The organism is Flavobacterium tistrianum, from assembly GCF_003254545.1.
GTDB lineage: Bacteria > Bacteroidota > Bacteroidia > Flavobacteriales > Flavobacteriaceae > Flavobacterium > Flavobacterium tistrianum.
Window position 1 is genome coordinate 258,587 of sequence record NZ_QJRH01000067.1, and the last position, 24,289, is coordinate 282,875.

The window sequence follows — 24,289 nt, forward strand, 5'->3', positions numbered from 1 at the left end:
AAAATTAATTTTAAAACACGCAATGTTTAAGTACTGGAGTCCGTTCTCTAGTTACTTTCATTTTTTCAATAACTATAAAAGGTAAGCTTATGTATGTAGTAAAAAGAGATGGCCACAGAGAGCCCGTAATGTTTGATAAGATTACAGAAAGAATCAAAAAATTGTGTTACGGCTTAAATGAGCTCGTAGATCCAGTTAAGGTAGCCATGAGAGTTATCGAAGGATTGTATGATGGGGTTTCGACTTCTGAATTGGATAATCTTGCAGCAGAAACGGCGGCTTCTATGACAATTGCGCATCCTGATTATGCTCAATTGGCAGCTCGTGTAGCAATTTCTAACCTGCATTCAAATACCAAAAAATCTTTCTCAGAAACGATGAAAGATATGTACAATTACGTAAATCCAAGAAACGGACAAGATGCGCCGTTAATTGCTGATGACGTATACAAAGTAATTCAAGAAAATGCTGCTTTTTTAGATTCTCATATTATTTATACAAGAGATTTTAATTACGATTACTTTGGTTTCAAAACCTTAGAGCGTTCTTATCTTCTTAAAATAAACGGAAAAATCGTAGAGCGTCCGCAGCACATGTTAATGCGTGTTTCTGTTGGTATTCACCTAGACGATTTAAAATCGGTAATTGAAACTTATGACTTAATGTCTAAAAAGTTCTTTACACATGCAACGCCAACGTTGTTCAATGCAGGAACTCCAAAACCTCAAATGTCTTCTTGTTTCCTTTTGGCAATGCAAGATGATAGTATTGATGGTATTTATGATACTTTAAAACAAACAGCAAAAATTTCGCAATCAGCGGGAGGAATCGGACTTTCTATTCATAACGTTCGTGCGACTGGATCTTATATTCGTGGAACGAACGGAACTTCAAATGGAATTGTTCCGATGTTGAGAGTGTTCAACGACACAGCTCGTTATGTAGATCAAGGTGGAGGAAAACGTAAAGGAAGTTTTGCGATTTACATCGAAACTTGGCATGCCGATATCTTCGATTTCTTGGATTTAAAGAAAAACCACGGAAAAGAAGAAATGCGTGCAAGAGATTTATTCTTCGCAATGTGGACTTCGGATTTATTCATGAAACGTGTTCAAGAAGATTCAACTTGGACTTTAATGTGTCCAAACGAATGTCCAGGTTTATATGATGTTTACGGAGACGAATTCGAAGCATTGTATACTGATTATGAATTTCAAGGAAAAGGAAGAAAAACAATCCGTGCTCGTGAATTATGGGAGAAAATCCTAGAATCTCAAATCGAGACTGGAACACCGTATATGTTGTACAAAGATGCAGCAAACCGCAAATCGAACCACAAGAATTTAGGAACAATTCGTTCTTCAAACTTGTGTACAGAGATTATGGAGTTTACATCTAAAGATGAAATTGCAGTTTGTAACTTGGCTTCAATCTCATTGCCAATGTTCATTGAAAATGGACAGTTTGATCACCAAGCACTTTACAACGTTACAAAACGTGTAACTCGTAACTTGAACAAAGTAATCGACAGAAACTACTATCCAGTAAAAGAAGCTGAAAATTCAAATATGCGCCACCGTCCAGTTGGTTTAGGTGTGCAAGGTTTAGCAGATGCTTTTATCATGTTACGTATGCCGTTTACAAGCGATGAAGCTAAAAAATTAAACCAAGAGATTTTCGAAACATTATACTTCGCTGCTGTAACCGCTTCTATGGAAATGGCAAAAGAAGAAGGACCATATTCTACTTTCGAAGGTTCGCCAATGTCACAAGGAGAATTCCAACACAATATGTGGGGAATGAAAGATGAAGAATTATCTGGCCGTTGGGACTGGGCTTCATTAAGAAAAGAAGTAATGGAGCATGGAGTTCGTAACTCATTGTTAGTTGCACCAATGCCAACTGCATCGACTTCTCAAATCTTAGGAAACAACGAAGCTTTCGAGCCATATACTTCAAACATTTATACACGTCGTGTATTGTCTGGAGAGTTCATCGTAGTAAACAAACATTTACTAGAAGACTTAGTAAAATTAGGTTTATGGAACGAAGATTTGAAACAAGAAATTATGCGTCATAATGGATCTGTTCAAAATATTGATAAGATTCCGCAAGACTTAAAAGATCTTTATAAAACAGTTTGGGAAATGTCAATGAAAGATATTATCGATATGTCTCGTCAAAGAGGATATTTCATTGACCAGTCTCAATCGTTGAATTTGTTCATGCAAGACGCAAACTATTCTAAATTGACGTCAATGCACTTCTACGCTTGGCAGTCTGGTTTAAAAACAGGAATGTATTACTTAAGAACAAAAGCGGCTGTAGATGCGATTAAATTCACATTGAACAACGATAAAAAAGAAGAAACAGCTCCATCTTTAGTTCAGGAAACTGAATCAATCAGTGTTGAGGATTACAAAGCAATGCTTTTAAAAGCACAAGCGGCAGATCCTGAAGATTGTGAAATGTGTGGATCTTAATTCTTTTAGAAAAAAGAAAATAGAATAAAGAGGAAAGATTTTATTCTTTATTAGTTATAGAAAGCAGTTATTGTAATGATAGCTGCTTTTTTATGTTTTAATTTTAGCCACAAATTCACGAATTTTATTTTTTAAATCTGTGAAATTTGAATTAAATAACTACAATGATTTGAGTCAATTCGCGAATTCGTGGAAAAAAAAACTTAGAATCTTAGGAGCTTAGTATCTTAGCATCTTAAAAAAAGCCATTGTAAATATCTCATTTTAAGCCGATATTTTTATATTATCATACAAAACCTGCTAAATTTGTTAAGAAATCCTTTTTTGTTTAATAAAATGCAATCTTTTTTTTGGTGCACTAAAAATAATTTATACATTCGCAGAGAATTTAAAACAAAACACAAACAAAATGGCAAGTAACCGTTTTTATTTTAGCAACAATTTTTATTTCTTCTTTAGTAGAAGTCAGGATTGTGCTATGGTTATTTGAGATCGAATTTTAAGACAAATAAAACTAATATACAATCCTGATGCAAATCAGGATTTTTTTTTGACTATATGACAACGAAAATTGCAATACAAGGTATAAAAGGATCATTTCATCATCAGGTTGTGAAAGAGTATTTCTCTGAAAATGTGGATATTGATGAGTGCTTATCTTTTGAAGAATTGATCGACAGCCTTATTGCCGGAAAATCAGATCAGGCCGTTATGGCGATCGAAAATTCAATTGCTGGGCCAATTATTCCGAATTATGCATTGATTGACAAGAATAATTTACACATAATTGGAGAGCATTATTTAAATATTCAGCAGAATTTAATGGCTTTAAAAGGTCAGAAAATTGAAGATATCAGAGAAGTTCATTCGCACCCAATGGCACTTTTGCAGTGTATGGATTTCTTGAAACAATATCCAAATATCAAATTGGTTGAGGATAAAGATACAGCTGAAACAGCAAGAAGAATTCAGGAAAAACAGTTGACAGGAATTGCTGCAATTGCGAGTGTAACCGCTTCTGAAATGTACGATCTTGATATTATCGCGTCATCGATTCAAACGATCAAAAACAATATGACGCGTTTCGTAATCATTAAAAAGCAAAATTCATTTTTGCCAGAAAGCGAAATCAACCGAGCATCTGTAAAATTTGAATTGGATCATAAAAGAGGAAGCTTAGCAGCGGTTTTAAATGTAATGAGTGATTGCAAACTGAATTTGACAAAAATCCAGTCGCTTCCAAAAATTGAGACACCTTGGAAATATTCATTCTTCGTTGACGTAACATTTGAGAAATATGAAGATTTTGCAAAAGCCAAAACGTTATTAAATATTATGGCGGAGTATTTTAAAGTGTTGGGAGAATATAAGAATACAAAACCTTTGACTGAGTCATAAAGTTGATTTTAGATTGAAGATTAACGAATTAAGATTTTAAATTGTCAGGCTGAGCGAAGTCGAAGCCCAAGTTCCAATTGGAAGGCCCTTCTCCCGAAGCCTCGGGATCGCTCAGGGTGACAAGTCAAGAAGAGAAAAAGCATATAGCTTACGGCATAAAGCCTAAAGCATTTTTTAATAAAAATAGAAATGATTACAACAGCAAAACGATTAGACACAGTTGAAGAATACTACTTCTCATCAAAACTTAGAGAAGTTCGTCAGTTGATGTCTGAAGGAAAATCGATCATCAATATGGGAATTGGAAGCCCTGATTTGAGTCCGTCAAAAGCAGTAATTGAAGCAGTCGCTGCGGCAATTCAAGACGAAAACGGGCATGGCTATCAAAGCTATCAGGGATTGCCAGAAATGAGACAGGCGATGGCCGATTTTTATCGTGATCAGTTTGGTGTTGAAGTGAATCCGAACAATGAGATTTTGCCATTAATGGGTTCGAAAGAAGGAATTATGCACATTTCGTTAGCCTTTTTAAATGAAGGCGACCACGTTTTAATTCCGAATCCCGGTTATCCAACTTATACTTCGGTAACCAATTTGGTTCAGGCAGTTCCAGTTTATTATGATCTGAAAGAAGAAAACGGATGGGAACCAGATTTTGAAGCTTTAGAAAAATTAGACCTTTCGAAAGTAAAAATTATGTGGCTGGGATATCCACACATGCCGACAGGAGCAAGAGGAAGTTTAGCGTTATTTGAAAAATTGGTTGCTTTTGCTAAAAAACACAACATCTTATTGATTAACGACAATCCGTATAGTTTTGTTTTGAATGATAATCCGATAAGTTTATTACAAGTTGAAGGAGCGAAAGATGTAGCGTTAGAATTGAATTCGTTAAGTAAAACATTCAACATGGCAGGCTGGAGAGTCGGAATGGTTTTAGGGAATCCTGAAATTATCGATGCAGTCCTAAAAGTAAAAAGCAACATGGACAGCGGAATGTATTACGGAATCCAAAAAGGTGCAATCGCAGCTTTAAAATGTGATAAATCTTGGTTCGAAGACCAAAACAAAATTTACAGACGACGAAGAGAATTAACCGAAAAGTTAGCTGAAAAGTTAAACTGTAAAGTATATAAAGAAGGAGTTGGTCTTTTCGTTTGGGCAAAATTGCCAGAAGGAATCGAATCAGCGGAGAAGTTCATTGACGAAATATTATATGAGAAACATATTTTCATCACACCGGGAACCATTTTTGGAAGCAACGGCGAAGGATATATCAGATTCTCATTGTGTGTAAAAGAAGAAAAAGTACAAGAAGCGATTGATAGATTTTAAGTATTAAGATTTCCTGCAAGGTTTTAAAAACCTTGTAGGTATGAATTCGAAAGCTTTAATTATAAACCTACAAGGTTTTTAAAACCTTGCAGGAAAAAGAAAAATTATGAAAGTATACGTAATAGGAATAGGGTTAATAGGCGGTTCGATGGTGTTAGACATCAAAGGACGTTATCCTGACGCAACTATCTTAGGAATCGATAATAACGAAAAGCATTTGCAGGAAGCAATTGATCTTGGAGTTATTGATGAAGCAGGAAGCTTCGAAGATTTACAAAAAGCAGATTTTGTAATCGTTTCGGTTCCGGTAGATGTAGCGTTGACGGTTTTACCTAAAGTTTTGGATGCAGTAGGAGATAAAACAATTGTTTTTGAAGTAGGATCTACTAAAAAGCCAATTTGTGAAGCAGTAGCCAATCACCCGAAAAGAAGAAATTTTATTGCAACGCACCCAATTGCGGGGACAGAGTTTTCTGGGCCATCAGCAGCAATAAGAGGTTTGTTTCAAGGAAAAACAAACATTATATGTGAAGTCGAAAAGACGGCTTTTAAATTACAGGAAAAAGCATTGAATCTTTTTACCTCAATCGGAATGAGGATTCGATATATGGATCCCGTTTCGCACGACAAACACATTGCTTACGTTTCGCATTTATCGCACATCAGTTCGTTTATGCTTGGAAAAACGGTAATGAATAAAGAAAAAGACGAACAGGATATTTTTGATATGGCGGGAAGTGGATTTGAAAGTACCGTTCGTTTAGCAAAAAGTTCGCCAGCCATGTGGACACCAATTTTTAAACAAAACAAAGAATACGTTCTAGAAACATTAGAAGCTTATATTTCGAACCTGAGTCGGTTTAGAGATTTGCTAAAAGAAGAAGATTACAATGCCATTTTTGAAGAAATGGAAAGCACAAATAAAATTAAAGAAATACTAAACGGATTAACAACAACTAAAAAGTAAATTAGAATTAAGATGGAAAATAAGAAAGAAATGAGAAAGTGGTTAGAAGATTTCAATTTAAATCACCCACTTGTGATAGCTGGACCTTGTAGTGCAGAAACTGAAGATCAAGTTTTGAAAATCGCTCACGAATTAAAAGATTCAAAAGTTAGCGTATTCAGAGCTGGAATCTGGAAACCAAGAACTCGTCCAGGAGGATTTGAAGGTGTTGGTGAAATTGGATTAAAATGGTTGCAAAAAGCTAAAGCTGAAACAGGTTTATTAATGGGGACTGAAGTTGCAACTGCAGCTCACTGTAAACTGGCTTTAGAACACGATATCGACGTATTATGGGTTGGAGCACGTACAACGGCAAACCCTTTCGCAGTTCAAGAAATTGCCGATACTTTAAAAGGAACTGATAAAATTGTTTTGGTTAAAAACCCTGTAAACCCAGATTTAGCTTTATGGTTAGGTGGTGTTGAGCGTTTACATATGGCTGGAATCGAGAAATTAGGTGTTATTCACAGAGGTTTCTCTACTTACGAAAAAACAAAATACAGAAACATTCCAGAATGGCAAATTGCTATCGAGTTGCAAAATAAATTCCCTGATTTGCCATTAATCATTGATCCATCTCACATTACAGGAGATCGTAAAATGATTTTCGAAGTAACTCAAGAGGCTTTAGATTTGAACTACGATGGAATGATTATCGAAACGCATATCGATCCAGACAACGCTTGGTCTGATGCTGCGCAGCAAGTTACTCCGGATGCATTGAAACAAATCATTAAAGATTTGACTATCAGAAAAACAGATGACACTACAGATGAGTACAGCCAAAAAATGAAAAAACTAAGAGCTAACATCGACGTTTTGGATGCTAACTTATTAGAATTGTTAGGAAAACGTATGAAAGTTGCTGACGAAATTGGTCAGGTGAAAAAAGATGCAAACGTTGCGATTCTTCAAAACAACCGTTGGAACGAAATCTTAGGAAAAATGATTCTTGAAGGTGAGAAAAAAGGTCTTACTGAAGAGTTCGTTTTGAGAATGTTCAAAGCAATTCACCAAGAAAGTATTGGTCACCAAGAGAAAATTTTCAACGCATAATTTTCTTAAATTATATAAGTGATATAAGATAATTTTAGCTTTTTGAAAACTTTGTTATTGAGTTTAATTATATCACACATTTAAAATTAGATTGTTTTTTAAAAATCCCTTTTGCTTTGAAAAAAGTGATGGGGATTTTTTTTGTTTTAAAAAGTGGCTATTTATATTCACTTATATAACTTATATGGTTTAAATTATTCATTTATCTTTGCAAAGATTTAGGTTTAGAATCTAAAAATCTAAAATCAGCAATCTAAAATAAAAGAATGACAGGAACCGTTTATAAATCTACAGGAAGCTGGTATACCGTAAAATCTGAAAAAGGAGATTTTATAGAATGCCGTATGAAAGGGAAATTTAGAATAAAAGGTATCAAAAGTACCAACCCAATTGCTGTAGGCGATATAGTTGATTATGAATTAGAAGAAACTTCTGATGCTGTTACTGGAATGATTCATAATATTCATGAAAGGAAAAACTATATCGTTCGTAAATCGGTTAATTTGTCTAAACAGATTCATATTATTGCTTCCAATATTGATCAGGTTTTTTTATTGGTCACAATTGATAACCCGCCAACAACTACAAGTTTTATTGACCGTTTTCTGGTTACTGCCGAAGCTTACGGAATTGAAGCTATTTTGATTTTTAATAAAATCGATACTCTAAATGATCAGACTTTAGATGATCAGCTTTATCTACAACACATTTATCAGGAAATCGGATATAAGTGTTTGAGAATTTCTTCAACAGAAAATAAAGGAGTTGACAAATTGAAAGAAATGATGATCGGGAAAGTAAGTATGTTTTCTGGACATTCTGGTGTTGGAAAATCAACTTTGGTAAATGCTTTAGAACCAAGTCTTCATTTAAAAACAACAGTAATTTCAGAGCAAAGCAAACAAGGACAGCACACTACAACATTTGCAGAAATGTATGATTTGTCTTTTGATGCCCGAATTATCGATACTCCAGGAATCAAAGGTTTCGGAATCGTTGATATGGAACCGACAGAAATCACCGATTATTTTCCAGAATTCTTTAGGTTGAAGGATCAATGTAAGTTTAATAATTGTCTTCATAAAGAAGAACCGCATTGTGCCATAAAAGCAGCTTTAGAAAAAGATGAAATTGCTTGGTCACGCTACAATAGCTACCTTAAAATTCTAGAAGGTGACGATGAGCATTATCGTACCGATACGTATGGAGAAGATCGCGCTGCGAGCGATGAAACAAGAAAGTAAATAAATTCCAATTTTAAAAAAAACAAATTCCAAACAGAAGGTGAGACCGATTCTAACTGTAGAAATGTACTGCAGTGCATCTAACATTAGAATTTAAAATCTTTTTAATCCTTTTAATCTGTGGCTAAAAAATAAAATAAATGAAAGTTGTAATCCAAAGAGTTTCAGAAGCATCAGTAACCGTTGATAATAAAAAAACAGCAGACATTAAAAAAGGATTATTAGTATTAGTCGGAATTGAAGAAGCTGATACACAGGAAGACATTGATTGGCTTGCTGGAAAAATTATAAAAATGAGAATTTTTGGAGACGAAAATGATGTTATGAATTGCTCGGTTCAAGATATCGACGGAGATATTATTGTTGTAAGTCAGTTTACGCTTCATGCATCGACTAAAAAAGGAAATCGTCCTTCTTATATAAAAGCGGCTAAGCCAGACTTCGCAATTCCAATGTACGAGAACTTTGTTCAGGCAGTGGAAAAAGAACTTGGTAAGAAAGTGCAAACAGGAATTTTTGGAGCAGATATGAAAATCACTCTTCTAAATGACGGGCCAGTTACGATTGTAATGGATAGCAAAAACAGGGAGTAAAATATTCTTAAACATTTGTTAAGGGTTTCTGAAAATAATATATATTTGACGAAAATACCTACTAATGAAAAACCTGTTTTGCGCGTTATTTTTTATATTATTTACCGCCAATATTTCTGCTCAAAAGAACATTTATCCTATAGTTGCCATTCCTGATAGCTTAAAACAAAATGCTAATGCTGTTCTTCGTTTAGATCAAATGGATATCGTCATTGCTTCGCAAAGAAGTATGAATATCAAAACTCAAAGGGTCGTTTCGGTTTTAAATGAAAAAGGTTTAAAAGATATCGATGCCTTTAGTCATTATGATAAAACAACTTCGGTGAAGAATATTGAAGCTGTAGTTTATGATGCTTTAGGAAATGAAATCAAAAAAATAAAAAGAAAAGATTTTAGAGATCAGAGTGCAGTAAGCGGGAGTACACTTTTCTCAGATAATCGAGTGCTTTATTTAGATTATACCCCAATTTCGTATCCATTTACAGTTGCTTTTTCGTGCGAGACTGAAACTTCAAATACTGCTTTTATACCACAATGGTATTTTATTGGCAATTATTACGTAAGCGTAGAAAAATGTATTTTGAATGTTACTTTTCCGAAAGGATTGGGATTCAAGAAAAAAGAGTTTCGATTTGACAATTTTAATATACAAAAAACAGCCGATTCCGATACTAGTTTAAGTTATACAGCAACCAATATTGCTGCTCAAAAACAAGAAGATCTTAGTCCTTCTCCTTCAGATCTTTTTCCTAAAGTTATGATGGGATTAGAAAACTTCCATTTAGAAGGAGTCGATGGAAATGCTACTACTTGGGAAGCATTCGGGAAATGGTATGGTGATAAAATCTTAACGGGAACTACTATTTTACCCGAAGAAAGCAAAACAAAAATCAAAGCTCTTGTTGGAGACGAAAAAGATCCTGTCAAGAAAGCCAAGATCATTTACGATTATGTGCAGAAAAAATCACGATATGTAAACATTGCTGTGGGGATTGGTGGTTGGAAACCTATGTTAGCCAATGATGTCGATCGTTTAGGATACGGAGACTGTAAAGCATTATCAAATTATACAAAAGCACTTTTACAAGTTGTAGATGTTCCTTCGTACAACACTATTTTATATGGTGATCGGTATAAAGCCGATATTCAGTCTGATTTTGTATCGATGCAAGGAAATCATATGATTCTCGCAATTCCAAATAAAGATAATTACATCTGGCTAGAGTGCACAAGTCAAGATGATCCTTTTGGTTATCAAGGAACTTTTACTGATGATCGTGATGTTTTGGTTGTAAAGCCAGAAGGTGGAGAAATTGTTCGTACTAAAATCTACGATGACAAAGGAAATACTCAAGACGGTAAAGGAGTTTACACAATTGATGGAGCAGGAAATTTTTCGGGAACATTAAAAATAGCATCAGAGGGAAGCCAGTACGCCACTAAATCACGAGTTGAGACCATGCAGCCAAACGAAAAAGAAGAGCATTACAAAAATTACTGGGATAATATAAATAACTTGAAATTGGGTAAAATAACTTTTACCAACGATAAAGAGAATATTCGTTTTACTGAAGATGTTCAGTTAAGCGCTGCAAATTATGGAACACTGACGGGTAATAAAATGATTTTTGTAGTTGATGCTTTTAATCAGTATACAGGAAATTTAAAAAGAATTCGAAACCGTAAAAATCCATTTCAAATTCAGCGTGGCTATTTAGATACAGATGAAATTGAGATAAATCTTCCAGAAGGTTATAACATTGAATTTCTTCCTTCAAATTATGAGTTAAAGGGAAAATTTGGTGAATACAAAACAGAAATTATTAAAAAAGACAATAACAAATTGACTTATAAAAGATCAATGTTTGTAAACAAAGGAAAATATTCGAACAAAGAATATGATGAGTATCGCCTTTTTATGGAACAAGTTTCTCGAAACGATAACGCTAAAATAATATTGACCAAAAACTAACAAGTATAACCAAAAGCAAACCAAAAATTACCAATGAAAATTATTAAATTATTTAGTCTCACTGTGATTTTATTGATCGCTTCAAAAGCGATGTCACAGGAATTTAAATTAGGAAAAGTATCCATCGCAGAATTGGAACAAAAAGTACATCCAAAAGATTCTGCAGCCGCTGCAGCTATTTTGTATAAAAAAGGAACAGCAAGAATTGAATATGACCCTAATGACGGTTTTGTCACATTAACTGATGTGGAAACTAGAATTAAAATTTATAAAAAAGAAGGATACGATTGGGCCAATCAGGAAGTATGGTATTACAATACTACTAATTTAAAAGAAAAAGTTTTTTTTTATGATGCCGTTACTTATAATTTAGTGAATGGTAAAATTGAGAAAACAAAGCTAAAAAGTGATGGAATTTTTGATGAAGTCTTGAGTAAATACAGAGGCCAGAAGAAAATGACAATGCCAAATGTAAAAGAAGGGGCTGTAATAGAGTTTCGATACACTATAAAATGTCCGAGTGATAGAATCATTAGAGAATGGGCTTTTCAATCTAGTATTCCTGTTAATTATTCTGAATTCTCAACTTTTATTCCTGAGTATTATGTTTTTAATTCAAGACAAAAAGGATATGTTTTTCCGAAAGTTACGACATTAAAAAATCCAAAATCTATAACTTTTAATGTTAAAGAAAGAAACAGCGGATATGGTTCTGGAGCTACTTCTTTTTCAACAGAGAAGCATGATTATATAGAGAATCAAACCACTTTTATTGCAGTAGATTTACCAGCAATGAAAGATGAAGCTTATGTAAATAATATAGAAAACTATATGTCGTCGGTTTCTCATGAGTTATCATTGACAAAATTTCCAAATTCTCCGATGAAAGAATATTCTACAGATTGGAATTCTGTTGTAAAAACAATTTATGAATATGATGATTTTGGCCCTGAATTAAATAAGACAGGATATTTTGAAGAGGATTTGAAAAAGCTGCTTGCAGATACTAAAACACCAGAAGAAAAAATTTGGGTTATTTTTAATCATGTAAAATCAAACGTGAAATGGAACAATTACACAGGTTATAGCTGTGATAATGGAGTTAAAAAAGCATACAAAGAAAAAACAGGAAATATTGCAGATATAAACTTGATGCTAACAGCAATGCTGCGCTATTCAGGTTTAACAGCAAATCCGGTTTTAGTGAGCACACGCTCAAACGGAATTGCTCTGTTTCCAAACAGAACGGCATTCAATTATGTAATTGCTGCAGTTGAAACACCAAACGGAAATATTTTACTAGATGCTTCAGAAAAATTTTCGATTCCAAATATTTTACCGCTAAGAGTTTTAAACTGGTCTGGAAGATTGATCAGAAAAGACGGGTCATCGGAAGAAATTAATCTAATGCCAGAAAAAACTTCGGCTGATAATGTCTTTATGAATTATAGTATTGATGGTACAGGAAAAATTACAGGCAAAACAAGAAGACAATGCATGGATTATAATGCAATGATAACAAGAAGTAATATTGAAAGCTTAAAAGAAGAAGAATATTTAGAAAAACTAGAAAACCAAAACAATAAAATAGAAATTAGTGAGTACTCAAAAACAAATGAAAAAGATATTCTCCTTCCTATTATAGAAACCTATTCTTTTACCGGAAATAATCTGTGTGAGCTCATTGGCGATAAAATATATGTAAGTCCAATGCTATTTTTCACCAATGATAAAAACCCTTTCAAGCAGGAAGTACGAGAATATCCAGTTGATTTTAGTTATCCTTTTGCTGATAAGTATAATATCACGGTTAAAATTCCAGAAGGTTTTACAGTTGAAACATTGCCTGCTCCTGCAGCTATAACAATGGAAGATAATCTAGGTGCTTTTAAATTTAACATTGTAGCAAATGGAGATATTTTACAATTGTCTATTGTACATCAAATAAATGAAGCAATTGTTTCTGCTGAAAAATATGATATGCTAAAAGAATATTATAAGGCGATGACTGCTAAACAAGCAGAAAAAATTGTTTTAAAACGTATTTAAATTATGCCGAGATTTCTTCTAATATGTATTGCCTTTTTTTGGAGCACAATAACAATTCAAGCTCAAAATTATGAATTAGGCAAAGTGACAATTGCAGAATTAAATGAGAAAATTCATCCGAAAGATAGCAGCGCACCCGCTGCTATCTTGTTTAAAAAAGGGAGAACTTATTTTGGGTATAATAAAGATGTCGGATTTTATGCCAATCATGTTTGTGAAGTAAAAATCAAAATCTATAAAAAAGAAGGTCTAAGCTGGGCCGACCAGAAAGTGCGTTTTTATATTGGATATGAAAATTTAAACGAAGACCGCTTAGAGTTTTCAGAAGCCGTCACGTATAATTTGGAGAATGGAAACATTGTAAAAACAAAACTAAACAATCAAGGAGAATTTAAAACGAAGATTAATAAGTATTGGAAAGAAAAGACGATTACTTTACCAAATGTAAAAGTCGGATCTATTATTGAGTACAAGTATGTTTTAAGATCAGAAAACCTTGTGAAATTTCCAGATTTTGATATTCAGTTTGATATTCCTGTTGACTATTTTTATTATAAAACACAGATTCCAGAGTTTTATATCTATAAACCGCTTTTGATTGGAGGAATCCCTCTGGAAACGGAATCTAAATTTACAAGTGGTAGTCAGAGTTTTGATAATGCTTACAGCCAGACAAGCTCATTTACCTATAAACAAATTGAAACTTTTTTTAAAGGAAAAGACGTTCCTGCTTTAAAAGAAGAACCTTATGTTAATAATCTAGAAAATTATCGAGGAAGTATTCAGCAAGAATTAGAGAGAGTTCGACTTCCTGATCAGCCTGTTAAAGACTACAGTTTAACCTGGGAAGGCGTTGCTAAAACTATTTTTAAAGATGAAAGTTTTGGAAAACAGCTTAATCAAGGTAATTTATTTACAGATGATTTGAATAAATTATTGACTAACGTAGAAGATAAAAAAGAAAGGTTGAATCTGATTTTTATGTATGTTAAAAATCGAATGAACTGGAATGAGATTAATAGCTGTTACACAGAAAAAGGAGTTGAAAAGGCCTATAAAGAACAAACAGGAAATGTTGCAGAAATAAATTTTATTTTGATAAACATGCTTCGCGCCGCTGGTATAGAAGCAAATCCTGTTTTAGTAAGTACAATCCAAAATGGACTTCCGATTTATCCCACAAGAACAGGATTTAATTACGTTATAGCGGCAGCCGAAATTGATGGTAAAAGAATCCTTTTGGATGCATCTCGTAAGCTTACAGCGCCTAACATTTTGCCATTAAATGTTTTAAACTGGAAAGGAAGACTGATTAAAAAAGATGGAAATTCAGAAGAAATTGAATTAGATCCAGCAACACAGTCGAAAGAAATTTACAGCATTATCGTCAAAATTGATCCTGATGGAAAAATGAATGGTCAAGGTAGAGTGCAGCGAACAGAATACGATGCATATAGTTTTAGAGAAGAAAACAAAGCCAAAACGGAAGACGCTTATCTTGAAAAATTTGAAAATAATTTGGGAGGTTTGAATATTTCAAATTATAAAATAGAGAATCAGAAATCAAATTTAGATCAGTCTGTTATTGAAACTTTTTCTTTTGCTTCAGGCAGTCGTTCAGATATTATCCAGGGTAAGATTTTTGTCAATCCTTTATTGTTTTTTACCCGAAGTAAAAATCCTTTCAATCAGGAAAAAAGACAAATGCCAGTTTATTTCGGATATAAAAACATGGAAAAGTATAATTTTAGTATTGAGATTCCAGAAGGTTACGCTGTAGAATCTATTCCAAAACCGGTAAAGATAACTTCAGAGGACAAACAGATGTCGTTTATTTTAAATTTTTCAGTTACAGAAAACAAAATTCAAATTGTGAGCCAAAAAGAAATCAACAATAGTATTTTTGCAGCAGAGGATTACGGAATGATAAAAGAATTTTTTCAGAAGATGATCGTAAGCCAAAATGAAAAAATAATTCTTAAAAAGATATAGAAGATGGATTTGAAAAATGCACAGCTAGATGTTGATACCTGGATAAAAGAACATGGTGTCCGTTACTTTAACGAATTGACCAATATGGCACAGCTTACAGAAGAAGTTGGAGAGGTTGCGAGAATCATTGCGCGCCGTTACGGAGAACAATCTGAAAAGGAAAGCGATAAAAACAAAGATTTAGGAGAAGAATTGGCAGATGTTGTTTTTGTAGTGCTGTGTTTGGCTAATCAAACAGGAATTGATTTACAAGCTGCTTTCGACAAAAAAATGGATCTGAAATCGGTCAGAGATAAAGATCGTCACAAAAACAATGATAAATTGAAATAATTGTGAAATATCACTCATAAGTTTTGAATTATGAGTTTTGAATTTTGAATTATGAATGGGGAGTGGTAAATTGCAGGGCTGAATTATGTTTCTAATCATTCATAATCCATAAGTCACAACTTACAATTAAAAAAATGAATTTAAAATTAAGCACGAATCCAATATTTGCTATTGATGATTCGCAACTAAATATCACCGGTTCAAAAAGTGAAACGAACCGCTTATTGTTATTAAAAGCATTATTTCCAAATATTACTTTAGCGAATACTTCCAACTCAGACGACAGCGAAGTAATGCAAAAAGCTTTAGCTGGAAATGACGAAATTGTAGACATTCACCACGCAGGAACTGCAATGCGTTTCTTAACGGCTTATTTTTCTGTTAATGAAGGTAGAGAAGTAGTTCTGACGGGTTCAAGCAGAATGCAAGAACGCCCAATCAAAATTTTGGTTGATACTTTAAGACAATTGGGAGTTGAAATCTCTTATGAAAAAGAAGAAGGTTATCCGCCAATTCGAATTAAAGGGAAAAAAGTAACGGCATCAAAAGTAACCTTGGCAGCAAATGTGAGCAGTCAATATATTTCGGCACTTTTGCTTGTAGCTTCAAAGTTAGATAATGGTTTAGAACTGACTTTAGAAGGAGAAATCACTTCGATTCCGTATATCAAAATGACTTTAGCTTTGCTAAATGATTTAGATATTAAAACAAGTTTTGAAGGAAACGTAATCAAAGTTTATCCAAAAGAAACTGTTGAAACTAAAGAAATGGTTGTAGAATCTGACTGGAGTTCGGCTTCTTATTTCTTTAGCTTAGTTGCTTTGTCTGATGCAGCAAAAATCACTTTAAGCAGTTATAAAGAAAACAGTCTTCAAGGAGATTCAGAATTAGTTTCTCTTTACCAAAAAATGGGTGTGAAAACGACTTTCCAAAACAATAAAATGACTTTGGAAAAAGTGGCTGGATTTAATTATCAAGATGTAAATTTTGATTTGAACAATACTCCAGATATCGCACAAACAATTGTTGTTACTTGTTTAGGCCTAGGAATTGGATGTCATTTAACAGGACTTCATACTTTAAAAATTAAAGAAACAGATCGTCTTGAGGCTTTAAAAACTGAGTTGACAAAACTAGGCGCTAATATTTCGGTGACTAATGACAGTTTAACTTTAGTTAAATCTGACAATATAAAACACGATGTGCATATTGCAACATACAACGATCACCGTATGGCAATGGCATTTGCACCTTTAGCGATCAATGTACCAATTATTATTGATGATGCAGAAGTTGTTTCTAAATCGTATCCAGATTTCTGGAATGATTTAAAAGCTTTAAATTTCCAAATCTCAGAATTATAATTTTTTTGAACCTATAAGATATATAAGTTCATAAATAAAAGCTCAATGCAAAGCTTATAAAACATAACCTCTGGTTTTACCAGAGGTTTTTTTATATGCAAATTTTATTATCTCCAAGTTTGTCGAAATGACATTAAAAAGTTAAAATTGACTTAAAGGATAGCTTTTTAAGCCAATCTGAAACCTCAGTAAATCAAGGACTTTTGAAAATAATAGCAAAAACACTTGACAACGCCTATTTCACAATCGTATATTTGCAGTCGATTTAAAATTTTAGATAAAAAAATCTAAGATTGATATTTTAAAATCTAACTTCAAATATGAAATTATCACACTTCAATTTCAATTTACCGAAAGAACTTTTGGCTGAATTTCCAGCAGAAAATAGAGATGAATCTCGTTTAATGGTAATTGACCGTAAAAAAAACACAATCGAACATAAAATGTTTAAAGACGTGATCAACTATTTTGATGACGGAGACGTTTTAATTCTTAATAATACAAAAGTTTTCCCTGCTCGTTTGTACGGAAACAAAGAAAAAACTGGAGCTAGAATTGAGGTTTTCTTATTAAGAGAATTAAATTCAGAGCAACGCCTTTGGGATGTTTTAGTTGATCCAGCTAGAAAAATCCGTATTGGTAACAAACTTTATTTTGGTGACGACGATTCGTTAGTTGCTGAGGTAATCGACAATACAACTTCTCGTGGTAGAACTTTACGCTTCTTATACGATGGTTCTTATGAAGAATTCAGAAATAAATTGACAGAACTTGGAGAAACTCCAATTCCTAAATACATCAATAGAGATGTTACTCCAGAAGATGCAGAAAGATACCAAACGATCTACGCAAAAGAAGAGGGAGCTGTAGCGGCGCCAACTGCTGGTTTACACTTCTCAAAACACCTTTTGAAAAAACTAGAAATCAAAGGAGTGAACTTTGCTGAGGTGACTTTACACGTTGGTTTAGGAACTTTCAATCCAGTTGAGGTTGAAGATTTATCTAAACACAAAATGGATTCTGAGGAATTGATTATTACTCAAGCTGCTTGTGATATTGTAAACGAAGGAAAAGCAAAGAAAAAACGTATTTGTGCTGTAGGAACAACTTCTATGCGTGCAATTGAAAGTTCGGTTTCTTCTGCTAATACTTTAAATCCTTATGAAGGATGGACAAATAAATTTATTTTCCCTCCTCACGATTTCAGTATTGCAAACTGTATGATTACAAACTTCCACACACCAAAATCAACTTTATTAATGATGATTTCTGCTTTCTGTGGACACGATTTAATGAAAAAAGCATACGAAGAAGCAATCAAAGAAGGATACAAATTCTATTCTTACGGAGACGCGATGTTAATCTTGTAATTAGCATTTATCATATAAAAAGACCCGACTAGTTTTTATAAGCTGTCGGGTTTTTGTTTTTTTAACGTTTCAAGTTTCAGGTTTGAAGTTTGAAGTTTGGTGTGATTTAACGCAAAGTTCGCAAAGATTTTATATCAAGGTTAACGTTTACAAACGCAAAGTTCGCAAAGCTTTGCGTTCTTTTGCATCTGACAAACACAAACTGAGCAAAAAATCCTTGCGAACTTTGCGTTAAATCACACAAGATATATCGACATGAAACTTTAAACCTGAAACAAAACAAACAATTTTTGTTATTTTAGCATCCAAAACAAAAAACAATGACTTTTCAAAATACACGCGAATTTGCACGAGAGCTAGATTCGAAAGACGCATTAAAACATTATCAAGAACAATTTATTTTTCCGAAAGTAAACGATAAACGAGTTATCTATTTTACTGGAAACTCATTAGGATTACAGCCAAAACGTACCAAAGCATTCATCGATGAAGTAATGAATGATTGGGCAGAACTGGCGGTTGAAGGTCATTTTTATGCTGAAAAACCTTGGTGGGATTATCAAGAAAGGTTTGCAGAACCATTGAGTAAAATTGTTGGTGCGCTTCCATCAGAAGTTACCGTTATGAATACTTTGACCGTAAATCTTCATTTGTTGATGGTTTCTTTTTACCAGCCAAAAGGAAAACGTTACAAAATTATCTGTGAAGAAAAAGCTTTTCCATCAGATCAATATATGTTCCAAAGTCAAGTAAACTTTCATGGATACAAAGCTGAAGATGCAATTGTAGAAATTAAACGTAGAGAGGGAGAACACAATATTCGCCTAGAAGATGTTTTGGCAAAAATTGAAGAAGTTGGTGATGAATTGGCTTTAGTTTTAATTGGCGGAGTAAATTATTATACGGGACAAGTTTTTGATATTAAAACCATAACTGCTGCCGGACAAAAAGTTGGAGCAAAAGTAGGTTGGGATTTGGCACACGCTGCCGGAAATATCAAATTGGAACTTCATGATTGGAATGTAGATTTTGCTGCTTGGTGCAGTTATAAATATATGAACTCAGGGCCAGGAAATGCGTCTGGATGTTTTGTTCACGAAAAGCATCATAATTCAGATTTACCAAGATTCGCTGGATGGTGGGGACACAACAAAAAGCGCCGTTTTAAAATGGAACCTACTTTTGATCCCGTTCATGGAGCAGACGGATGGCAGATTAGTAACTTACCAGTTCTGTCTTTAGCTCCATATTTAGCTTCAGTAGAAATGTTTGCTGAAGTTGGAATGGATGCTTTAATTAAAAAACGTGATCACATAACTTCTTACTTAGAATTTATTCTTCATGAAATTGATAAAGAAGTAGAAAGTACTTTCGAAATTATTACGCCAACAAATCCTGAAGAAAGAGCTTCACAATTATCTGTTTTCCTTCATGGAGAAGGAAGAGCTTTATTTGATTATTTAATGAAAAATGGAGTAATTACAGATTGGCGTGAACCAAATGTTATTCGTTTAGCGCCAGTTCCGTTGTATTGTTCTTATGAAGATATGTACGACTTTGGACAAATTCTGAAAAAAGGAATTTTAGGGAAGTAAGAGTTTATTAATCTCGCAAAGTCTCGAAGGCGCAAAGTTTTTTTATTTAAAAGAAATAATTAAGCGTACCATTTGTCATTTCGAGGAACGAGAAATCGCACTAGTTATTCCGCAAGGTATGTCGTCAATCTTTGTCGAGTTTCTAGTGCGATTTCTCGTTCCTCGAAATGACAAAACTGAGAAAATACTTTGCGTCTTCGCGACTTTGCGAGATTAATTTCTTTCAGCTTGACGAATAAAACTCAGCGCAAAACAGACATTAATCTTCAAATCTTATAACCTTTCAAAAAAATTCTGTAACAACTGTTATAACAGATCTTGCTTATTTTGTATTGTATAACTTTAAAATTACAAGATCATGAAAGGCTTATATATTTTATTGACCGTGATATTTTTAACTTCTTGCCAACAGCAAAATAAAGAAGATATAAATAAAGCCAAACAAGCCAGCATTGATTCAATGAAAGTTGAGATTAACAAACAGCGTGTTATCGATTCGATGAAGACCGAAATGGCTAAAATGAATGAAGAGAAGATCGAAGCTCAAAAAGAAAAAGTAGTTGTAGTACATCAGCAAGACGCGACAGCAGCAGCGCCAGCTAAAAAGAAAGGTTGGAGTGCAACTGCTAAAGGTGCCGTAATTGGCGCTGGAGTCGGAGCGGCAACTGGAGCAATTGTCAGTAAGAAAAAAGGAGAAGGTGCTATTATTGGTGGTTTAGCTGGAGCTGCAGTTGGAACAGGAACAGGAGCTGTTATTGATAGTAAAAACAAGAAGAAAGAATAGTTTAAATTCTATAGATAAAACAAACCCCAAATTAGATGATAATTTGGGGTTTTCAATTTTAAACCAACTCTGAAACGGGAATTTTTATACCAACTAATTCTGATTTACAAGAATCGAGTTGATCAAGATGACCTTTAAAGACTGTCGTCGATTCAAATAAATTTTTATAATACTCAATTCCATCTAACAGATTAGATTTAAAAGAATTCCATTTTTTAAGCTGAGCTGCTGTAAATTCTCCAGAAACAGATTGAATTTCGTTTCTAAAATATTCAACATACATTTTAAGCTCTTTTATAAACAAGTTTGGACGTTCAGTTCTAATAACCGATTTTCCTTGATAAATGTGCTGAATCATTTCTTTTAAAGAAACTTCCTGATCAAAATATGCCAAGTTTGGTCCAGGGCAAATTACAACTCCTTGCGCTTGGCCTTTTATTTTAATGTCATTTTCTAAATAAGAAGCATTGGCCAAACCAACGCACAAACACGATTTTTCGGTGATTTTGATTTTGCTCTTTTCAAATTCGTCAGCAGATAAAGAATCTTTTTTTGATTCTAATTCTTCTAGTTTTATATCTTGATATTTTTTTGATGCTGTGCAAATTCCATGTGGATCGTATTCTTTGCTTAAAGCTAAAAATTTCTTCGGACATGAACTTCCTGCTTTATTCTCATGAATTCGTTTTTGTTTTAAAAATTCATTAGTTGTTCCCTTCAAAGTATTAAAAGGAACTCCCAAAGGCGAAATATTACTTAAATAAAAATCATCTTCTTTGGCTTTCATTAATAAATTACGAGTTTCTTTATCGACGGAAGTAGCTTCGGGAACTAATAAAAATGGCGAACCCCAACCAACAGAATCAACATTATATTCATCTAATAAAAATTCATGCTCTGTCGCTGTTCCAACACCGCCTTGAACTGTAATTTTTAATTTGAGTGGATTTTTTGGAGTATGCTGATTTTTGGCCTGTAAAGCTTTAATCATTAAATCATGGGCAGATTGTATCAATTGATCTTTTTTCTGCTTGAATTCTTCTAAAATGGTACCCAAAAGCAGTCCGTCAGTTGCAAAAGCATGTCCGCCGCAGTTTAATCCTGATTCGATTCGGTATTCTGAAACCCAAAGTCCTTTTTTGGCCAAGAAATTTCCTTGAATCATCGCCGATCTAAAATCACTTACTTTTAAGATGATTTTCTTTTTAAGTTCGTTATTTTCATTCGGGAAAAAATCGTTGAAGTTTTCGAAGTAACCAAACAATCTCGGATTCATTCCAGCAGAAAGCACTACAGAAGATTCTAAATTACTATTAGCGAAACCTCTTAATGCGGCATGCGCGTCATTAAACTCAATTGGAAGTTGTTCATTTTTGACAAAATTATCTTTGTCTAATTTCGTCATAATGTTTACATCAATTTCTCCAGGAAAAAGATGTGATTCAATGTAATTTTGAATGTTTTCCTTAAAAGCAATTCCGTCATCCAATAAAGTCTGAAATCCTTTTTTAATATCAGAAGTGTTTGGCAGCATCGACATGAAGTTTTCAAGAGCTGTTTTACTTTCTGCCAATTCTGTTTTGAAATTTTCGAATTTCTCTTTTACAATTTTATCGACTAAATTTAAATAAGAGGTAATTCTTTCAGCGCGGTAATCATGAAATTTTTGAGTAATTTCTTCGTAGGGAATGTTGAATTTTGTGCTGTAAAAATTACGCATCTTCTCAATCAGATCATCGTCTGCCAAAGCAATAACAGATGAAATTCCGTACTGCGCTACTCGGATAGGACTGTCAATTGTATACGCAAGTCCCATAACCGGAATATGAAAAGTATGCAGGCTATTTTTTGTCATTTGTATTCGGATTAAAATAGAGACAAATGAAAAAAAATATTTTCTCCTAAAACCTGATAAATGTCAGGTTCACGTTGGGAGAAAGGTTTTTTCGCCACGAATTCACGAATTATATTCTTTTAGTTTGTGTAGTTTGAATTAAATAGTTTCGCTTCTCCACGAATTCATGAATTATTCTTTTAATTTGTGTAATTTGAAATAAATAACCTCTAAGATTTGAGCTAATTCGTGAATTGCTTCGCCATTTCGCTGTCGCTCGGGTCGTGGAGAAAAAAAAACTAAATCAAAATTTTCTTCAAAGACTCCGCAATGCTTCTCCATAAAAGATTGTAGAACGATCTGTCTTGAAGCCTTTCTACTTCGACTTCTGCAGTTTTGGCTCCATCTTTTGAATCGTTTTTAACTAATAAATTGGCGACAGCAGTTTTGAGTTTGGCTTCTTTTTCGGGTTTATTCTTTTTATATAATTTTACTTTGAGGTCATCGTAATTTAGAGAAGCATTTCCTTTTGAGCCATTATCGTTTCCGTAGAAATTAAAACGATATTTATGAAAAGTTCCAGTAAAGGTAGTGTTGATATATGGCTTTGTGAATCTGGTCATTCCTCTAACATCAAAATTTGAAATCACACCTTGAATATGAAATCCGTCACTTTTATCCAAAACATTAAAACTCCAATCGACATCGAGAGGAGAATTTTTCATAAAAATACATTTGACTTTGATTTTTACATCGTCTGTTTTTGTTAAATCAAAACCGCTTTTTAAATTGGTTGCCTGAAGATTGAATTTGTCGAAAGTTAAAATTCCAGGTCCTTTAGAAACATTAAGTTCTTCTTCGTAAACCAGTTTCGATTTTAGAACCTGCAAGGTGTCAATTTGAAGCGGAAATTTTAGATTTCGTAATAAATGATTGTAAAGGTATTTCTTGCTTGGATCGTCTTTCAGCATTTTTCCGCGGTAAATATTGGCATCAAAATGATGAATTACAAGCGAATTGGCTTTGAAATAAAAACGGTCATTTTTGAAACCCCAATCCATTTTCGCAACTTGCGCCGAGTCAAATTTTAAATTGTAGATGTCTTTTTCTTTTTCTAGACGTTTTACAAATTCGTATCGTTCAAATTGAGGCAGATTAGAGAAATTATTAATCTTTAGGAAATTCTTTTCGGTGCTTATTTTTCCAATATTGATGTAATAAAAGCCATTTGGTCTGTAAAACAAGCTGTCGCAAACGAGAGCGTACTTTTCATATCGAATCGGAATTTTTTCTTTTAAAGTTGCATCTGTAATTAAAATGCCTTCTAGTTTTAGGAGGATTTTTTTTATACTGAAAATAGGTTTTTCCGTGTCTAAAGAAACAACATCAACCGATCCTTCGTTGAGGTAAATATTAGAAACTGCTATAATTTTTCGGAACGGATCAACAATTTCTTTTTCAATGCTTTTACTGTTATTGATTAATTTTTCACCTTTTTTGTATAAAATGATTCTCGGTTTATTGATAATGATACTTTCTGCCTGAATGATATCGCGAAAAGCTAAATCCCAAATATTAAAATGTTTAATAGTGATGGATTCAATTTTGGAGAAAAGCCCGTTTTTACTGTCTTTCGGTTCATTTTTCGGACTTACAAGCAAAGTTTGGGCATTGATATTTCTAGAAAAAAGAGAAACTTCAATTTTTTCATAATTGATATTGTATGCGGTTTTATTTTTTTCGTGAATAATAATCGGGAGCTGTTTTTTGATCCAATAATTCAGTCCGACATTGGCGAGAATTACAATTGCAAAAAGAGAAATTACTACAATCGCTATTTTTTTATAGATTGACATTTATAGTATTAATTTTAAATACATAAAT

Annotated in this window: 17 protein-coding genes; 15 read left to right on the forward strand and 2 right to left on the reverse strand. The window is 33.4% G+C overall.

What is annotated here, in order from left to right:
• Positions 1-89 precede the first annotated feature (89 nt).
• The 15 genes from DMB71_RS10365 (at position 90) to DMB71_RS10435 (ending at position 20,571) form a co-directional block, all read left to right on the forward strand.
• Positions 90-2,483 (forward strand): ribonucleoside-diphosphate reductase subunit alpha, encoded by a 2,394-nt coding sequence (locus tag DMB71_RS10365; protein ID WP_111365869.1) that lies wholly within the window; start codon positions 90-92, stop codon positions 2,481-2,483.
• A 558-nt stretch (positions 2,484-3,041) separates the two neighbouring features.
• Positions 3,042-3,881 carry a prephenate dehydratase gene (locus tag DMB71_RS10370; RefSeq protein ID WP_111365870.1) on the forward strand — a complete coding sequence of 280 codons (840 nt, stop codon included), beginning with the start codon at positions 3,042-3,044 and terminating at the stop codon, positions 3,879-3,881.
• Positions 3,882-4,070: 189 nt separating this feature from the next.
• Entirely contained in the window at positions 4,071-5,216 is a 1,146-nt protein-coding gene (locus tag DMB71_RS10375; protein ID WP_111365872.1) for a pyridoxal phosphate-dependent aminotransferase, read from the forward strand.
• A 106-nt stretch (positions 5,217-5,322) separates the two neighbouring features.
• Positions 5,323-6,183 (forward strand): prephenate dehydrogenase, encoded by an 861-nt coding sequence (locus tag DMB71_RS10380; RefSeq protein ID WP_111365874.1) that lies wholly within the window; start codon positions 5,323-5,325, stop codon positions 6,181-6,183.
• 12 nt (positions 6,184-6,195) lie between these two features.
• Entirely contained in the window at positions 6,196-7,278 is a 1,083-nt protein-coding gene (locus DMB71_RS10385) for a bifunctional 3-deoxy-7-phosphoheptulonate synthase/chorismate mutase type II (protein WP_026728420.1), read from the forward strand.
• Between the two features lie 266 nt (positions 7,279-7,544).
• Positions 7,545-8,522, forward strand: coding sequence for a ribosome small subunit-dependent GTPase A (gene rsgA / locus DMB71_RS10390; protein ID WP_111365875.1), 978 nt, complete (start codon positions 7,545-7,547; stop codon positions 8,520-8,522).
• A 140-nt stretch (positions 8,523-8,662) separates the two neighbouring features.
• Complete coding sequence (dtd, locus tag DMB71_RS10395; protein ID WP_111365877.1) at positions 8,663-9,115, forward strand: D-aminoacyl-tRNA deacylase; 453 nt, start codon at positions 8,663-8,665, stop codon at positions 9,113-9,115.
• Between the two features lie 64 nt (positions 9,116-9,179).
• Entirely contained in the window at positions 9,180-11,087 is a 1,908-nt protein-coding gene (locus DMB71_RS10400; protein ID WP_111365878.1) for a DUF3857 domain-containing protein, read from the forward strand.
• A gap of 33 nt (positions 11,088-11,120) precedes the next feature.
• Positions 11,121-13,136 (forward strand): DUF3857 domain-containing protein, encoded by a 2,016-nt coding sequence (locus tag DMB71_RS10405; protein WP_111365880.1) that lies wholly within the window; start codon positions 11,121-11,123, stop codon positions 13,134-13,136.
• A 3-nt stretch (positions 13,137-13,139) separates the two neighbouring features.
• Entirely contained in the window at positions 13,140-15,128 is a 1,989-nt protein-coding gene (locus DMB71_RS10410; protein ID WP_111365881.1) for a DUF3857 domain-containing protein, read from the forward strand.
• Between the two features lie 3 nt (positions 15,129-15,131).
• A complete protein-coding gene (locus DMB71_RS10415) occupies positions 15,132-15,458 on the forward strand; it encodes a nucleotide pyrophosphohydrolase (protein WP_012022600.1) in 327 nt (108 codons plus the stop codon).
• 134 nt (positions 15,459-15,592) lie between these two features.
• The gene (aroA, locus tag DMB71_RS10420) at positions 15,593-16,822 is read left to right on the forward strand and encodes a 3-phosphoshikimate 1-carboxyvinyltransferase (RefSeq protein WP_111365883.1); all 1,230 of its coding nucleotides are present in this window, start codon (positions 15,593-15,595) and stop codon (positions 16,820-16,822) included.
• A 320-nt stretch (positions 16,823-17,142) separates the two neighbouring features.
• The gene (gene queA, locus DMB71_RS10425; RefSeq protein WP_073415911.1) at positions 17,143-18,192 is read left to right on the forward strand and encodes a tRNA preQ1(34) S-adenosylmethionine ribosyltransferase-isomerase QueA; all 1,050 of its coding nucleotides are present in this window, start codon (positions 17,143-17,145) and stop codon (positions 18,190-18,192) included.
• Positions 18,193-18,512: 320 nt separating this feature from the next.
• Entirely contained in the window at positions 18,513-19,787 is a 1,275-nt protein-coding gene (gene kynU, locus DMB71_RS10430; protein ID WP_111365885.1) for a kynureninase, read from the forward strand.
• A 358-nt stretch (positions 19,788-20,145) separates the two neighbouring features.
• Positions 20,146-20,571, forward strand: coding sequence for a YMGG-like glycine zipper-containing protein (locus tag DMB71_RS10435; RefSeq protein ID WP_111365886.1), 426 nt, complete (start codon positions 20,146-20,148; stop codon positions 20,569-20,571).
• A gap of 58 nt (positions 20,572-20,629) precedes the next feature.
• On the opposite strand, the gene DMB71_RS10440 is transcribed toward DMB71_RS10435, so the two are convergent.
• A complete protein-coding gene (locus DMB71_RS10440) occupies positions 20,630-22,426 on the reverse strand; it encodes a hypothetical protein (protein ID WP_111365888.1) in 1,797 nt (598 codons plus the stop codon).
• 278 nt (positions 22,427-22,704) lie between these two features.
• Positions 22,705-24,261, reverse strand: a complete 1,557-nt coding sequence (locus tag DMB71_RS10445; RefSeq protein WP_111365889.1) for a hypothetical protein — start codon at positions 24,259-24,261, stop codon at positions 22,705-22,707.
• Between the last annotated feature and the right edge of the window lie 28 nt (positions 24,262-24,289).

Bases quoted from the DNA above. Each gene is read 5' to 3' on its own strand.
- DMB71_RS10370 (WP_111365870.1), top strand. From the start codon at position 3,042: ATGACAACGAAAATTGCAATACAAGGTATAAAAGGATCATTTCATCAT.
- DMB71_RS10410 (WP_111365881.1), top strand. From the start codon at position 13,140: ATGCCGAGATTTCTTCTAATATGTATTGCCTTTTTTTGGAGCACAATA.
- kynU (WP_111365885.1), top strand. From the start codon at position 18,513: ATGACTTTTCAAAATACACGCGAATTTGCACGAGAGCTAGATTCGAAA.
- rsgA (WP_111365875.1), top strand. From the start codon at position 7,545: ATGACAGGAACCGTTTATAAATCTACAGGAAGCTGGTATACCGTAAAA.
- DMB71_RS10405 (WP_111365880.1), top strand. From the start codon at position 11,121: ATGAAAATTATTAAATTATTTAGTCTCACTGTGATTTTATTGATCGCT.
- aroA (WP_111365883.1), top strand. From the start codon at position 15,593: ATGAATTTAAAATTAAGCACGAATCCAATATTTGCTATTGATGATTCG.
- DMB71_RS10435 (WP_111365886.1), top strand. From the start codon at position 20,146: ATGAAAGGCTTATATATTTTATTGACCGTGATATTTTTAACTTCTTGC.
- DMB71_RS10415 (WP_012022600.1), top strand. From the start codon at position 15,132: ATGGATTTGAAAAATGCACAGCTAGATGTTGATACCTGGATAAAAGAA.
- DMB71_RS10365 (WP_111365869.1), top strand. From the start codon at position 90: ATGTATGTAGTAAAAAGAGATGGCCACAGAGAGCCCGTAATGTTTGAT.
- DMB71_RS10375 (WP_111365872.1), top strand. From the start codon at position 4,071: ATGATTACAACAGCAAAACGATTAGACACAGTTGAAGAATACTACTTC.
- DMB71_RS10445 (WP_111365889.1), bottom strand. From the start codon at position 24,261: ATGTCAATCTATAAAAAAATAGCGATTGTAGTAATTTCTCTTTTTGCA.
- queA (WP_073415911.1), top strand. From the start codon at position 17,143: ATGAAATTATCACACTTCAATTTCAATTTACCGAAAGAACTTTTGGCT.
- DMB71_RS10440 (WP_111365888.1), bottom strand. From the start codon at position 22,426: ATGACAAAAAATAGCCTGCATACTTTTCATATTCCGGTTATGGGACTT.
- dtd (WP_111365877.1), top strand. From the start codon at position 8,663: ATGAAAGTTGTAATCCAAAGAGTTTCAGAAGCATCAGTAACCGTTGAT.
- DMB71_RS10380 (WP_111365874.1), top strand. From the start codon at position 5,323: ATGAAAGTATACGTAATAGGAATAGGGTTAATAGGCGGTTCGATGGTG.
- DMB71_RS10400 (WP_111365878.1), top strand. From the start codon at position 9,180: ATGAAAAACCTGTTTTGCGCGTTATTTTTTATATTATTTACCGCCAAT.
- DMB71_RS10385 (WP_026728420.1), top strand. From the start codon at position 6,196: ATGGAAAATAAGAAAGAAATGAGAAAGTGGTTAGAAGATTTCAATTTA.